The organism is Burkholderia sp. AcTa6-5 (assembly GCF_017815075.1).
In the GTDB taxonomy this organism is placed as follows: domain Bacteria; phylum Pseudomonadota; class Gammaproteobacteria; order Burkholderiales; family Burkholderiaceae; genus Burkholderia; species Burkholderia sola.
Map to the genome: position 1 here is coordinate 29,881 of NZ_JAGIQE010000016.1, position 13,829 is coordinate 43,709.

The window sequence follows — 13,829 nt, forward strand, 5'->3', positions numbered from 1 at the left end:
GAGCGCATATGAGACTTTGGAGGAGCATAACCGATGTCCCCGAATTCCCCTGCGCCCGACGCGCTCGTCGAGCGCCATGCGCGCGCCGGCCGGTCGCTCGTCGCGATCCTGCACGCGATCCAGGACGACGCGGGCTACGTGCCTTCGGGCTGCGTCGCACCGCTCGCCAAAGCGCTGAACCTGTCGCGCGCGGAAGTGCACGGCGTCCTGACCTACTACCACCATTTCCGCACCGCGCCGCCCGCGCGCGTGACGATCCAGATGTGCCGCGCCGAAGCGTGCCGCAGCATGGGCTGCGAAACGCTCGCTGCCCACGCGGAAGCCCGCACGGGCTGCCGGTTCGACGCCCCGCACGGCGACGGGGCCGCGGGCCACACGCCGGACGACGTCGCGCTCGAATCGGTCTACTGCCTCGGACTGTGCGCGCAATCGCCGTCGATGACGGTCAACGGCGTGCTCCACGCCAAGGTCACGCCGGAGAAGTTCGACGCGCTGCTGGCCGACGCGGTCGCCCACACGCCGGAGGCCGCATGACGACCCGCATCTATGTTCCGCGCGATTCGTCCGCGCTCGCGCTCGGTGCCGACGCACTGGCCGCCGCGATCGCGGCCGAAGCCGAACGGCGCGGCGTCGCGATCGAACTGGTCCGCAACGGCTCGCGCGGGCTGCTGTGGCTCGAGCCGCTCGTCGAGGTCGGGACGGCCGCGGGCCGCGTCGGCTATGCGAACCTGTCGGCCGCCGACGTGCCGGCCCTGTTCGACGCCGACTGGCTCGATGGCGGCGCGCATCCGAGCGGTGTCGGCCTCGTCGACGCGCTGCCGTATCTCGCCCGCCAGCAACGACTCACGTTTGCGCGGATCGGCCTGACCGATCCGCTATCGATCGACGACTACCTGAAACACGAAGGCCTCGCCGGCCTGAAGAACGCACTGGCGCTCGACGGTGACGCCGCATGCGAAACGCTGATCGAGTCGGGGCTGCGCGGCCGCGGCGGCGCGGCGTTCCCGGCCGGCATCAAGTGGCGTACCGTGCGGCAAGCCCGCGCCGCGCAAAAATACATCGTCTGCAACGCGGACGAAGGCGACTCGGGCACGTTCTCCGACCGCCTGCTGATGGAATGCGATCCGTACTGCCTGATCGAAGGGATGATCATCGCGGGCGTCGCCACCGGCGCGACGGTCGGCTACATCTACGTGCGCAGCGAATACCCGCACGCGATCGCGACGCTCGAAGCCGCGATCGTCCGCGCACGCGAAGCCGGCTGGCTCGGCGAGCACGTGCTGGGCTCCGCGCATGCGTTCGAGCTGCACGTCGCGAAAGGCGCGGGCTCGTACGTGTGCGGCGAGGAAACGGCGCTGCTCGAATCGCTCGAGGGCAAGCGCGGCGTCGTGCGCGCGAAGCCGCCGCTGCCCGCGCTCGCGGGCCTGTTCGGCCAGCCGACCGTGATCAACAACGTGATCACGCTCGCGACGGCGCCCGTGATCTTCGCGCGCGGCGCCGCGTTCTATCGCGACTACGGGATGGGCCGCTCGCGCGGCACGCTGCCGTTCCAGCTGGCGGGCAACATCCGTCACGGCGGCCTCGTCGAGCTCGCGTTCGGCGTCACGCTGCGCGAGCTGCTGTTCGACTTCGGCGGCGGCACGGCCAGCGGCCGGCCGGCCCGCGCCGCGCAGGTCGGCGGCCCGCTCGGCACCTACCTGCCCGATCACCAGTGGGACGTGCCGCTCGACTACGAGGCGTACACGGCGATCGGCGCGGTGGTCGGCCACGGCGGCATCGTGCTGCACGACGACACGTCGAATCTCGCCGAGCTGGCCGAATACGCGATGAAGTTCTGCGCGATCGAATCGTGCGGCAAGTGCACGCCGTGCCGGATCGGTTCGACGCGCGGCGTCGAGACGATCGCGCGGATCCGCGACGGCGACACGTCGGAGCGGCAAATCACGCTGTTGCGCGACCTGTGCGACACGATGCTCGCCGGTTCGCTGTGCGCGATGGGCGGCATGACGCCGTACCCGGTGCTGTCCGCGCTCGACCATTTCCCCGAAGATTTCGGGCTCGCTGCCGGCAAGGATGCCGCGTCGGGCCCGGTCAAGGCTGCGGCCTGACCCAGAAGGAGCCCTGCATGTCCCTCGACACGAACAACGTCCGCCAAGGCGGCTGCGGCTCGGGCCAATGCGCGTGCAAGAGCGCCGCCCAGGCGCACGCACGCGATCCGCACGACGAGACCGACTACGGCACGCCGCAACGGTACGCCGATACCGACGTCACGCTCGAAATCGACGGCCAGCCGGTCACGGTGCCGGCCGGCACATCGGTGATGCGCGCGGCGATCGAAGCCGGCGTCAACGTCCCGAAGCTGTGCGCGACCGATTCGCTCGAGCCGTTCGGCTCGTGCCGGCTGTGCCTCGTCGAGATCGAAGGCCGGCGCGGCTATCCGGCGTCGTGCACGACGCCGGCCGAAGCCGGCATGAAGGTGCGCACGCAGTCGGACCGGCTGCAGTTCCTGCGCCGCAACGTGATGGAGCTGTACATCTCCGATCACCCGCTCGACTGCCTCACCTGCCCGGCCAACGGCGACTGCGAGCTGCAGGACATGGCCGGCGTGGTCGGGCTGCGCGAAGTGCGCTACGGCTTCGATGGCGCCAATCACCTGAAGGACACGAAGGACGAATCGAATCCGTACTTCACGTACGATCCGTCGAAGTGCATCGTCTGCAACCGCTGCGTACGCGCGTGCGAGGAAACGCAGGGCACGTTCGCGCTGACGATCGCCGCGCGCGGCTTCGAATCGCGCGTCGCCGCCGGCGAAAGCGAATCGTTCATGGCGTCGGAATGCGTGTCGTGCGGCGCGTGCGTGGCCGCCTGCCCGACGGCCACGCTGCAGGAAAAATCCGTCGTGCAGCTCGGGCAGGCCGAGCACTCGGTCGTCACGACCTGCGCGTATTGCGGCGTCGGCTGCTCGTTCAAGGCCGAGATGAAGGGCACGCAGGTCGTGCGCATGACGCCGCACAAGAACGGTCTCGCGAACGAAGGCCACGCGTGCGTGAAGGGACGCTTCGCGTGGGGCTATGCGACGCACAAGGACCGCATCACGAAGCCGATGATCCGCGAGAAGATCACCGACCCGTGGCGCGAAGTGAGCTGGGACGAGGCCCTCACCTACGCGGCGACGCAATTCCGCAAGCTGCAGCAGAAGTACGGCCGCGATTCGATCGGCGGGATCACGTCGTCGCGCTGCACGAACGAGGAAACCTATCTCGTGCAGAAGCTCGTGCGTGCGGCGTTCGGCAACAACAACGTCGATACCTGCGCCCGCGTGTGCCACTCGCCGACCGGCTATGGCCTCAAGACGACGCTCGGAGAATCGGCCGGCACGCAGACGTTCGCATCGGTCGGCCAGGCCGACGTGATCGTCGTGATGGGCGCGAACCCGACCGACGGCCATCCGGTGTTCGGCTCGCGGCTGAAGCGGCGCGTGCGCGAAGGCGCGAAGCTGATCGTGATCGACCCGCGCCGCATCGACGTCGTCGACGGCCCGCACGTGAAGGCCACGCATCATCTGCAGCTGCGCCCCGGCACCAACGTCGCGATCGTCAACGCACTGGCGCACGTGATCGTTACCGAAGGGCTGGTGGCCGACGCCTTCGTCGCCGAGCGCTGCGACACGCGCGCGTTCGAGCAATGGCGCGACTTCGTCGCGCAGGCGGACAATTCGCCCGAGGCGACCGCGGACGTGACGGGCGTGCCGGCCGAGCTGGTGCGCGAGGCCGCACGCCTGTACGCGACGGGCGGCAACGCCGCGATCTATTACGGCCTGGGCGTGACCGAACACGCGCAGGGCTCGACGACGGTGATGGGCATCGCGAACCTCGCGATGGCGACCGGCAACGTCGGCCGCGAAGGCGTCGGCGTCAATCCGCTGCGCGGCCAGAACAACGTGCAAGGTTCGTGCGACATGGGCTCGTTCCCGCACGAACTGCCCGGCTACCGGCACATCAGCGACGAGGTCGTGCGCACGCAGTTCGAACAGGCGTGGTCGGCCACGCTGCAGCCGGAGCCGGGGCTGCGCATCCCGAACATGTTCGACGCGGCGCTCGACGGCAGCTTCAAGGGGCTTTACTGCCAGGGCGAGGACATCGTCCAGTCGGACCCGAACACGCAGCACGTCGCGGCCGCGCTGTCGGCGATGGAATGCATCGTCGTGCAGGACATCTTCCTGAACGAAACCGCGAAATACGCGCACGTGCTGCTGCCGGGCTCGACGTTCCTCGAAAAGGACGGCACGTTCACGAACGCGGAGCGCCGGATCTCGCGCGTGCGCAAGGTGATGCCGCCGCTCGCGGGCTACGCGGACTGGGAAGTCACGCTGCTGCTGTCGCAGGCGCTCGGCTACGACATGCACTACACGCATCCGTCGGAAATCATGGACGAGATCGCGCGACTCACGCCGACCTTCTCGGGCGTGTCGTACGAGAAGCTCGACGCGCTCGGCAGCATCCAATGGCCGTGCAACGAACACGCGCCGGAAGGCACGCCGACCATGCACATCGACACGTTCGTGCGCGGCAAGGGGCGGTTCGTGATCACCAAGTTCATTCCGACGCCGGAGAAGGTCACACAGCGCTATCCGCTGATCCTGACGACGGGCCGCATCCTGTCGCAATACAACGTCGGCGCGCAGACGCGCCGGACCGAAAACGTCCGGTGGCACGAAGAGGATCGCCTCGAGATCCATCCGCACGACGCGGAGGATCGCGGGATCCGCACCGACGACTGGGTCGGCATCGAATCGCGCGCGGGGCAGACGGTGCTGCGCGCGCTGGTGTCCGAGCGCATGCAGCCGGGCGTCGTGTACACGACGTTCCACTTCCCCGAATCGGGGGCGAACGTGATCACGACGGACAGCTCCGACTGGGCGACGAACTGCCCGGAATACAAGGTGACGGCCGTGCAGGTGCTGCCGGTGGCGCAACCGTCCGACTGGCAACAAGCGTATGCGCGCTTCAACTCGGAGCAGCTCGATTTGCTCGAGCGCCGCGCCGCCGAGCCGGCCGCCGCGACGACGGGCAAGTGAGGCAACCATGGACCACGACCACCTGATCGACATGGCCAACCAGATCGGCGCGTTCTTCGAATCGATGCCCGATCGCGACGAAGCGCTGGCCGGCATCGCCGAGCATATCCGGCGCTTCTGGGAGCCGCGGATGCGTCGCGCATTGCTCGCCGCGCTCGACGATCCGTCGAGTGAAGCCGGACAGCGCGCGGCGCCGATCGTGCGCGATGCGATCGCCGCGCATCGCGCGTCGCTCGTCCCTGCCGCGGCGCCCGCCTGAGCGCGCGGCTACGCGGATACCGGCATGCCCGCGAACCAGCTTTCGCAGTGGCGCAGCAGCGCGTTCGCGTCGGTCGCCGTGCGCCCGCGCGCGGCGACATAGCCGTCCGGCCGCAGCAGATAGAACGACGGCCGCGAGCGGCCGTATTCCTGCGCGAGCCCCGCGGCGCCGTCGCCTTCGGCATCGGCGACGCGCCACACGCGCACCGCTTCCGGCATGATCCGTTCGAGCCCCTGCACGAGCGCCTGCGCATCGGCCGGGATCGGCGGCACCTCGCCGGCGTCGGTATTCGCCGGCTCTTCCAGCAGCAACAGCGTGAAACTCGCCGGATCGTGAAGATCGTATAGCCGCGCCGTGCCGGGCGCGCGACCGAGCGGCCCGTCGAGCACGTGCACGAGCGCGTCGGGTGCGCGCTCGCCCGCGCGCGGACCGCCGTCGAGCACACGCTCGAGCGTGAGCGGACTCTTCCGGTACTGCACGCCGAGCTCGCTGACCGTGCGCCTGAGCGCGTCGCGCATCGGCCCGAACGATGCCAGCAGCGGCACGACGTGATCGCGCAGCAGCTTCATCGCGCCGCGCTCGGCTTCGACCACCTGCGTGACGAAACCGGTCTGCCGCAACACGTCGCGCTCGATCGGATGGCGCTCCGCGTGATACGTGTCGAGCAACCGCTCGGGCGCACCGGCGCGCAGCACGCGCGCGAGCTTCCAGCCGAGGTTGAACGCCTCCTGGATGCCTGTGTTCATGCCCTGCGCGCCGGCCGGGCTGTGAACGTGCGCGGCGTCGCCCGCGAAAAACACGCGGCCGTGACGCAGCCGGTCGACCATCCGGCTGTGGAGATGGAAATACGACGACCACGCGAGATCGCTTGGCGAGATCGATGCGCCGACGCGCGCGCGGATGATCGCGTCGCATTCGTCGAGCGACGGCGTCGAGTCGGGCGACGCGCCGCTGCCAGGCGGCCGGTCCGCGACGAGCCGGTAACGGCCGCCGCCCATCGGAAACAGGCCCGCGATGCCCGCGGGCGTCGTGAACAGGTGGATCTCCTCGTCGGACCAGTCGGGTATCGCCGCGAAATCGGCCAGCAGGAAAGTCTGTTCGAATGCATGTCCGGTAAAGCCCAGGCCGAGCAGGTGCCTGACCGTGCTGTGCGCGCCGTCGGCGGCGATCAGGTATGACGGCGCGAACGACTCGTCGCGGCCGTCGGCGCGGCGCAGCATCACGTCGAGCGACGTAGCGCCCGTGTCGCACGCGGTCAGCGCCGTACCGCGTTCGACGGTCACGCCCATTCCGGCCAGGTGCTCGGCGAGCAGCCGCTCGGTGACGCTCTGGTCGAGAAACATCAGATACGGATAGCGCGTTTGCAGCGGATCGAAATCGAGTCGCGCGATCACGCGGCCGTCGGCATGCAGCTCGGCCGCATGCGCGCGATGGCCGAGCGCGAGAAACGGTTCGACCGCGCGATGCTGCTCCAGCAGTTCGAGCGTGCGCGCCTGGATGCCGATCGCACGCGAAAATGGCGCCGGTGCGGCGAGACGATCGATGATGCGCACCGGCACGCGAGTCCGCGCGAGGCTCATCGCCGCGGCAAGGCCGGTCGGCCCCGCGCCGACGATCAGCACGGGCGGGATATCGGATAGTGTGTCAGCCATGGAGACCTCGATGACACGCGACCCTGCCAGTCTACGCCGCTCCGCGTGACGGGGCCATATGCCGACCGGCCGATGCGCGGCCTCGCCGCGCGGTGTGGGAAAATACGCGCTTTCCGCCCCTTTTCGCGTCATGGATTCCGCATTCGACCGGGCGTACGCCGCACATCGCGCGGGCCGCCTCGCCGAGGCCGAGCACGGCTATCGCCACGCACTCGCCTCCAACCCCGCCAACGCCGACGCGCTGCACCTGTTCGGCGTGCTGCGGCACCAGCAGGGCCAGCATGCCGAGGCAGCCGACCTCGTCGGCCGCGCCGTCGCGCTGCGTCCGGACGATGCCGCGCTGCAGCTCAATCTCGGCAACGCGCTGAAAGCGCTGGGCCGGCTCGACGAAGCGATCGACCGCTTCCGCAACGCGCTGACGCTCGCGCCCGAATTCCCGCTCGCGCACTACAACCTCGGCAACGCGTATGCGGCGCTGCAGCGTCACGACGATGCGATCGACGCGTTCGGCCGTGCGCTGCGGCTCACGCCCGACGACGCATCGATCCACAACAATCTCGGCAACGCGCTGAACGCGCTCGGCCGCCACGACGACGCGCTCGCCGCGTTCGGTCGCGCGCTCGAGCTACGGCCCGGCCATGCGGGCGCGCACAACAACCTCGCGATGGCGCTGAGCGCGATGGGTCGCGCCGACGATGCGATCGCGCACTTCCAGGCTGCGATCGCCGCGCAGCCGCGGTTCGTCGCCGCGCATTTCAATCTCGGCAACACGTTCGATGCGGTCGGCCGGCATGCCGAGGCGGCCGCGGCGTTCGAAGCCGCGCTCGCACTGCACCCGCCGTTTCCGCTCGCGCTGTTCGGGCTCGCGAACGCACTCTGCGCGCAGGCGCGCCACCGCGACGCGCTGCCCTACTACGAGCGCGCCGTCGGGCTCGATCCGTCGTTCGGGCTCGCGTGGCTGAATCTCGGCAACGCACATCACGCGCTCGGCGCGCACGAGATGGCGCTGCGCGCATTCGACCAGGCGCTGCGCGTCGCGCCCGATCTCACGCTCGCGCGGCTGCATCGCGCGGTCACGCTGCTGACGCTGCGCGACTTCACGCGCGGCCTGCCCGCGTACGAAGCGCGTCACGAGACGCCCGGCGCGACGCCGCTCGGCGCGCTGCCGCGCTGGCAAGGCGAGCCGATTACGTCGCGCACGCTGCTGATCCGCGCGGAACAGGGGTTCGGCGACACGCTGCAGTTCGTCCGCTTCGTGCCGCAGGTGCGCGCACGCTGCGCGCGCGTCGTGCTCGAAGTCCAGCCGGAACTCGTCGCGCTGCTGACGCCGGCCGCCGCGCGCTGGCGCGTGACGCTCGTCCCGCAAGGCGCCGCGAAGCCGCCGGCCGCGGACGTCGCCTGCACGCTGATGAGCCTGCCGTTCCTGCTCGGGCTTCAGCCGGAAGACATCGTCGGCTCGCGCTACCTCGATGCACCCGACGGCGCCCGGCGGCGCTTTCGCGGCTCGCTCGGCGGGCAGTCGAAGCGCAAGTTCGGCCTCGCGTGGTCGGGGCGCCGACAGGCGCAGGAAAACCGCTCGATGCCGTTCGATGCGCTCGCGCCGCTGCTCGCGCTGCCGGACATCGACTGGATCGTGCTGCAGCCCGCGCTCGACGACGACGAACGCGCGCGCGTCGACGCGCATCCGCGCGTGCATCGTCTCGACGGCCGGCTGAACGACTTTGCCGATACGGCCGCGCTGGTCGAGCGCCTCGACGGCGTCGTCACGATCGACACGGCGGTCGCACACCTCGCGGGCGCGCTCGGCAAGCCGCTGTGGGTCATGCTGCCGTTCGCTCCCGACTGGCGCTGGTTCACCGGCGACGACTGTCCGTGGTATGCGCGCGCCAGCATCGCGCGCCAGCCTGCGCCGGGCGCGTGGCCCCACGTGGCGGCCACGGTGGCCGACATGCTGCGCGAAGCATGACCGCAAACGAACAAGGGAGCGCATTGCGCTCCCTTGTTCAAGGTGATCCGCGGCCGACGTCGCGCGCTATGCCGGCCGCCGTCAGGCCGACTTGTACTGGTTGCGCGCGTCGGACGTGCGGTACAGCACGAGCGTCGCGATCAAGCCGCAGATCGCGGCCACACTCAGCCACAGCCCCGGCGCCGCCTTGTTGCCGGTCTGGTGGATCAGCAGCGTCGAGATCGCCGGCGTGAAGCCGCCGATCGTCGTGGCCAGGCTGTACGCGAGCGAGAAACCGGCCGTCCGCACGTCGGCCGGCATCACTTCGGTGAGCGCGACGACCATCGCCCCGTTGTACGACGCGTACAGGAACGACAGCCACAGCTCGACCGCGAGCAGCCGCAGGAACGACGGATCGCCGACGAGCCAGCGCACGGCCGGGTAAGCCGACAGCAGCGTCAGCACGGTGAACGCGATCAGCACCGGGCGGCGGCCGATACGGTCGGACAGCGCACCGGACAGCGGCAGCCACACGAGATTCGAGATCCCGACGCAGACGGTCACGACGAGTGCATCGAGCGACGACAGATGCAGCACTTCCTTGCCGAACGTCGGCGTGTACGCGGTAATCATGTAGAACGACACCGTCGTCATGATCACCATCCCCATGCCTGCCACCACGACACCCCAGTTGTCGAGCATCGAGCGCATGATCTCGCCCATCGTCGGGCGGTGGCGCTTCGCGAGGAATTCGTCGGTCTCCTTCAGCGAACGGCGGATCAGGAACAGGAACGGCACGATCAGGCAGCCGATCAGGAACGGAATGCGCCAGCCCCAGGTGGTCATTTCCTCGACCGGCAGCGCGCGGTTCAGCACGACGCCGACGAACGCGGCGAACACGACGGCCACCTGCTGGCTGCCCGACTGCCACGACGTATAAAACCCCTTGTGGCCCTTCGTCGCGATCTCCGACAGGTAGACCGACACGCCGCCGAGTTCGACGCCCGCCGAGAAGCCCTGCAACAACCGGCCGAGCAGCACGAGCACCGGCGCGAGCACGCCGATCGTCGCATAGCCCGGTATCGCGGCCACCGCGAGCGTGCCGATCGCCATCAGCCCGAGCGTCAGGATCAGCCCCTTGCGGCGGCCGTGATGGTCGATATACGCGCCGAGCACGATCGCGCCGACCGGTCGCATCAGGAAGCCCGCGCCGAATACCGACAGCGACAGCATCAGCGACGCGAACGCGTTGCCGCTCGGAAAGTACGTTTTCGCGATGGCCGACGCGTAATACCCGTAGACCATGAAGTCGTACATTTCCAGGAAGTTGCCGCTGACGACCCGGAAGACGGTGCGGACTTTCGATTCCTGCGCGATGGCAGGCGACGCTGTGGACATGGTTTCTCGCTCAGCTCGGATGGCGCGAATACCGCGCCGCATGGATCCGGCGACGCGCGCCGCGCCGGGTCGGGCCGACGCGCACGGGCATCGCTGCCCGCCGGCGGCACGGCGCGTAACGGCGCGCCGCCGGCATGATCCGCGAATCATGCCACGGCAACCCGACATTTGCCTTGTAGCGCCCCTGTCACCGACGTCGCGATGTCCGCCTCGTACAAGTCGCCCCGAAGCGGACACAAGAATCAGATCGATCTGATCGACCGACCTTCGCCGGCTGACCACAATGTCACGATTTGCGACGACATTTTCACGCCGCGCCGGCACGGATGCCCGTGTCGCACGACGCCCCTGCCATGATCCCATCGCCCCTCGTCCCGGTCGAAGGCGCGCTCGCCCGCCCTCGCGCCACCCCGCTCGACCACGTCCCGCCGTTCGGCCGCGAATGGCGATTTCGCGGCGCACCCGGCGCAGGGCCCGGCAGGAACTGCCTCGCGACGCTGACGACGTCCTGCATCGATGTCGACCGACCGCACCGCGAGTGCCGATGGCAGCCGCTATCCGTGGCGGCGTCGCTGCCGGCTTCGGCCGGGCTGCCTGTCCCGTCGGCAGTTGTCCCGGGCCGGCGCTTGCGCCATTCCGCGCGCCACGCTCGCGACCGGCGCGCGATGTACGTCGTCTGCTGGAGCATCGGCGCGCTCGGCATCATCGGCTGGCTGATCGGGACGTACGACCGGCCCGCGGGTTCCGGTCCCGCGTACGCGATCCAGGCGGCCGGCAGTACGCCCGATCACGCCGCGACATCGACCGGCACGATACGTATCGCGGCGGCGCAACCGGATACGTCGACGCATGCGATGCCGCAGCACAAGGTGGCGACGCCTGTCGCGAACACGGTCGAATCGCCGCCAGCCAAGCATCGCGTCGCGCTTCGACCCGCAACGCTTCGCCCGCAAGCGACGGCCGACGTGCGGCATGCCGCCCCTGCTTCGCCACGTCGGGCAACCGGCCAGCGCACGGCAAACGCCCCGACCCGCACGCCGGTCGTGCCGCGGCTCGCCGCACATCAGCCGCTCCAGCGTGCGCCGCTCCTGCGCGCAGCGACCCACACCGGCACACGCGACCGGCTCGCTCCGCCGCCGCAAATCGCAGGCACGCGCGATACGCGCGATTCGCTCGACGCTCCGGCCGCGCTAATCGCCATGGCGAACGCGCTGCGCGCCGCGCAGCCGGCCCGGCCGGCGCACCCGCCGGCCGGCGTCGACTGGACGTCGCACCTGTCGCACCGCCGCGTGACCGACGTGCCGGACGCGTTCGCGCATTGACGCCCGCGCAATAAAAAACCCGGCGAAGATCGCTTCGCCGGGTTTTCGCTCGTCTCGTTTCGTCCGCTCGACGACACGTTACTTGTGCACGGGCAGCCCCGTCTCGGTCTGCTTCTCGAGTTGCCGCACCTGCTCCTGCAGATCGCGCAACTGCAACTGCGCCGCCCGCTTCTCGACCTGCAGCGCCTGCGCCTGCTCCTGCGCCGATTTCTGCCGCTGCGCGACTTCGGCCTGCTGGCTGCGCGCGACGCTCAGATCGGCCTGCAACTGCTGCGCACGATTCGCCTGCAGCGCGATCACGCGTTCGAGAAATGCCTTCTGCGCCTGCAGCTCGGTCCGGCGGATCTCGATCTCGGCGAGCTGCGCCGTCTGCTGGACGAAATTCGCGTACACCATCTCCGCGCGCGTCTTTTCCTGCGAACGAATCACGCGCCACAGGTTCTTGTCCTGGAACAGCGCGACGTAATACGTCATCTCGCGCGGATCGAACATCAGGCTCGCACCGTAGCTGCCGTTGTACGTCGTGCGCATCTCGACGATCCGGCCGTCGTGCAGCATCTGCGTCAGCTCGGCGACGTTGCCTTGCACGGCGGCCTCCGTCGCGGCCGACGCCGACGCCGCCGGCGCCGGCGCCGCGCTGCCGCTCAGGCTCGTGACCGCCGGACGCGTACCGGCGACGGGTGCGGTCGCGTCGGTAGACCAGGCCGTGCCCGCTTGCGCGCAGGCAGCCAGCGCAACGATCCACGTTGCGCATCGTGCAGGGGAGAAATTTCGGAAAGCCAACGTCAGACTCCGGCGAACGAATCGGAACTGGCGATTATCGTGCAAAACGAAACGGCCGCATCTCGAATTAATCGGGATGCGGCCGGCCTTCGTTCAGCACGGAAAATACGGCGTGCTACAGACGCGTTTCGCGCGCCGCGCGCAGAAACGCGTCGAGCAGCGGCGTGCAGTCGAGCAGTTCGGAACCGCCCGCGCGATGGAACTCCGGATGCCACTGCACGCCGACGACGAACGGCGAACGGCGATGGCGAATGCCTTCGATGATCCCGTCGCCGGCCGACACGGCCTCGATGTTCAGATCGCGGCCGAGATCGCGGATCGCCTGGTGGTGAATCGAGTTGACGATCGCTTCGCTGCGCCCCGGGAACATGCTCGCGAGCGTCGACGAATCGGGAAAGCGGATCGCGTGACGATGCTGGTCGTAATGCTCGCTCACGTGCGCGTGCGCGGTCGGCACGTCGGTCGCGATGTCCTGGTACAGCGAGCCGCCGAACGCGACGTTGATCAGCTGGCAGCCGCGACATACGCCGAGCACGGGTTTGCCGGACTCGACGAATTCGTGCAGCAGTTCGAGCTCGTACATGTCGCGCACGCGATCGCCCGGCCATTCGGGACGCGCATCCGACGCCGCATAGGTTTGCGGCGACACGTCGGCGCCGCCTTGCAGCAGCAGGCCGTCGAGATGCTTCGCGTAATCGCGCAGGCGGATGTTGCTCGGATGGATCATGCCTTGATGACCGACGGTCGGAATCATGAACACGAGCACGTCGCGCGACATCACCCAGTGGGCGATCGATTCCTCGAGATACTGCAGCGTCTTGCCGCGCAGCCCCTTCGCGCCCGGCTCCGGATGGAAGATCCGCGCCGACACGCCGATGCGCAGCGTGCGCTGCGTGATGCGCTGGCCGGCGCGGTCGAACAGCCGCCGCGCGCGCGCCGCGACGATCCGGCCGAACACCGACCACGGCGTGTCGCTCTGCTTCAGATAGGCGGGCGGCGCATTCTGCGCGCTCGCGGGCGGCGGCCGCGGCGTGTCGAAATCGGGCGGCGCGCCGAATCCGGGCGGCGGTGCGCCTGGCTTCAGCGGCGCGGGCGCGGCCGCGCCGTCGCCGACGGCGCCTGCCGCACCGGGCGCACCGGGTTCGGATGCAGCCGTGACGGGCGACGCGCCGTCATCGGCGACATGCTCCGCGGCGGCCTGCGTGGCCGGCGCATCGGGCGTTTTCGCCGGATCGGGACGGGGGGAATCGGAAGAAGCGGAAGAGGTGCCGGGCAGACCGGCCGGGGAAGGCGTGTTTTCGCTCATGACGATAGTCTGATGCGTCGCTCGCGCGTAGGGATAGACGAGGATTCATTATGCTTCAGTGCACGATCGCGCGGCAAACCTGCAACA

At 69.3% G+C, this 13,829-nt stretch carries 10 protein-coding genes; 6 read left to right on the top strand and 4 right to left on the bottom strand.

Annotated features, from left to right (window positions below; genetic code table 11):
* The first annotated feature begins 33 nt into the window (after positions 1-33).
* From J8I33_RS21275 to J8I33_RS21290, 4 genes are read left to right on the top strand one after another with little or no spacing between them, the layout of a single operon-like run.
* Positions 34-534, top strand: a complete 501-nt coding sequence (locus tag J8I33_RS21275) for an NAD(P)H-dependent oxidoreductase subunit E (protein WP_050011552.1) — start codon at positions 34-36, stop codon at positions 532-534.
* Positions 531-2,108, top strand: coding sequence for a formate dehydrogenase beta subunit (locus J8I33_RS21280; RefSeq protein ID WP_124595023.1), 1,578 nt, complete (start codon positions 531-533; stop codon positions 2,106-2,108). Before J8I33_RS21275 ends, J8I33_RS21280 begins: the two co-directional genes overlap by 4 nt.
* Positions 2,109-2,125: 17 nt before the next feature.
* A complete protein-coding gene (gene fdhF / locus J8I33_RS21285) occupies positions 2,126-5,077 on the top strand; it encodes a formate dehydrogenase subunit alpha (RefSeq protein WP_209939029.1) in 2,952 nt (983 codons plus the stop codon).
* Between the two features lie 7 nt (positions 5,078-5,084).
* Positions 5,085-5,336 carry a formate dehydrogenase subunit delta gene (locus J8I33_RS21290; RefSeq protein WP_050011555.1) on the top strand — a complete coding sequence of 84 codons (252 nt, stop codon included), beginning with the start codon at positions 5,085-5,087 and terminating at the stop codon, positions 5,334-5,336.
* 8 nt (positions 5,337-5,344) lie between these two features.
* On the opposite strand, the gene J8I33_RS21295 is transcribed toward J8I33_RS21290, so the two are convergent.
* Positions 5,345-6,988, bottom strand: a complete 1,644-nt coding sequence (locus J8I33_RS21295; RefSeq protein ID WP_209939030.1) for an FAD-dependent monooxygenase — start codon at positions 6,986-6,988, stop codon at positions 5,345-5,347.
* Between the two features lie 58 nt (positions 6,989-7,046).
* Here J8I33_RS21295 and J8I33_RS21300 point away from each other — a divergent pair, with 58 nt between their 5' ends.
* Positions 7,047-8,954, top strand: a complete 1,908-nt coding sequence (locus J8I33_RS21300; protein ID WP_209939031.1) for a tetratricopeptide repeat protein — start codon at positions 7,047-7,049, stop codon at positions 8,952-8,954.
* An 81-nt stretch (positions 8,955-9,035) separates the two neighbouring features.
* On the opposite strand, the gene J8I33_RS21305 is transcribed toward J8I33_RS21300, so the two are convergent.
* On the bottom strand, positions 9,036-10,331 hold the full coding sequence (locus J8I33_RS21305; protein WP_209939032.1) for an MFS transporter: 1,296 nt from the start codon (positions 10,329-10,331) through the stop codon (positions 9,036-9,038).
* A 353-nt stretch (positions 10,332-10,684) separates the two neighbouring features.
* Here J8I33_RS21305 and J8I33_RS21310 point away from each other — a divergent pair, with 353 nt between their 5' ends.
* On the top strand, positions 10,685-11,653 hold the full coding sequence (locus J8I33_RS21310; protein ID WP_209939033.1) for a hypothetical protein: 969 nt from the start codon (positions 10,685-10,687) through the stop codon (positions 11,651-11,653).
* A 78-nt stretch (positions 11,654-11,731) separates the two neighbouring features.
* Here the strand turns inward: J8I33_RS21310 and J8I33_RS21315 are convergent, their stop codons facing one another.
* Together J8I33_RS21315 and J8I33_RS21320 are read right to left on the bottom strand one after the other, a co-directional pair.
* On the bottom strand, positions 11,732-12,436 hold the full coding sequence (locus tag J8I33_RS21315; RefSeq protein ID WP_209939034.1) for a DUF2968 domain-containing protein: 705 nt from the start codon (positions 12,434-12,436) through the stop codon (positions 11,732-11,734).
* A gap of 115 nt (positions 12,437-12,551) precedes the next feature.
* Positions 12,552-13,742 carry a type 1 glutamine amidotransferase gene (locus tag J8I33_RS21320; RefSeq protein WP_050011561.1) on the bottom strand — a complete coding sequence of 397 codons (1,191 nt, stop codon included), beginning with the start codon at positions 13,740-13,742 and terminating at the stop codon, positions 12,552-12,554.
* Positions 13,743-13,829 lie beyond the last annotated feature (87 nt).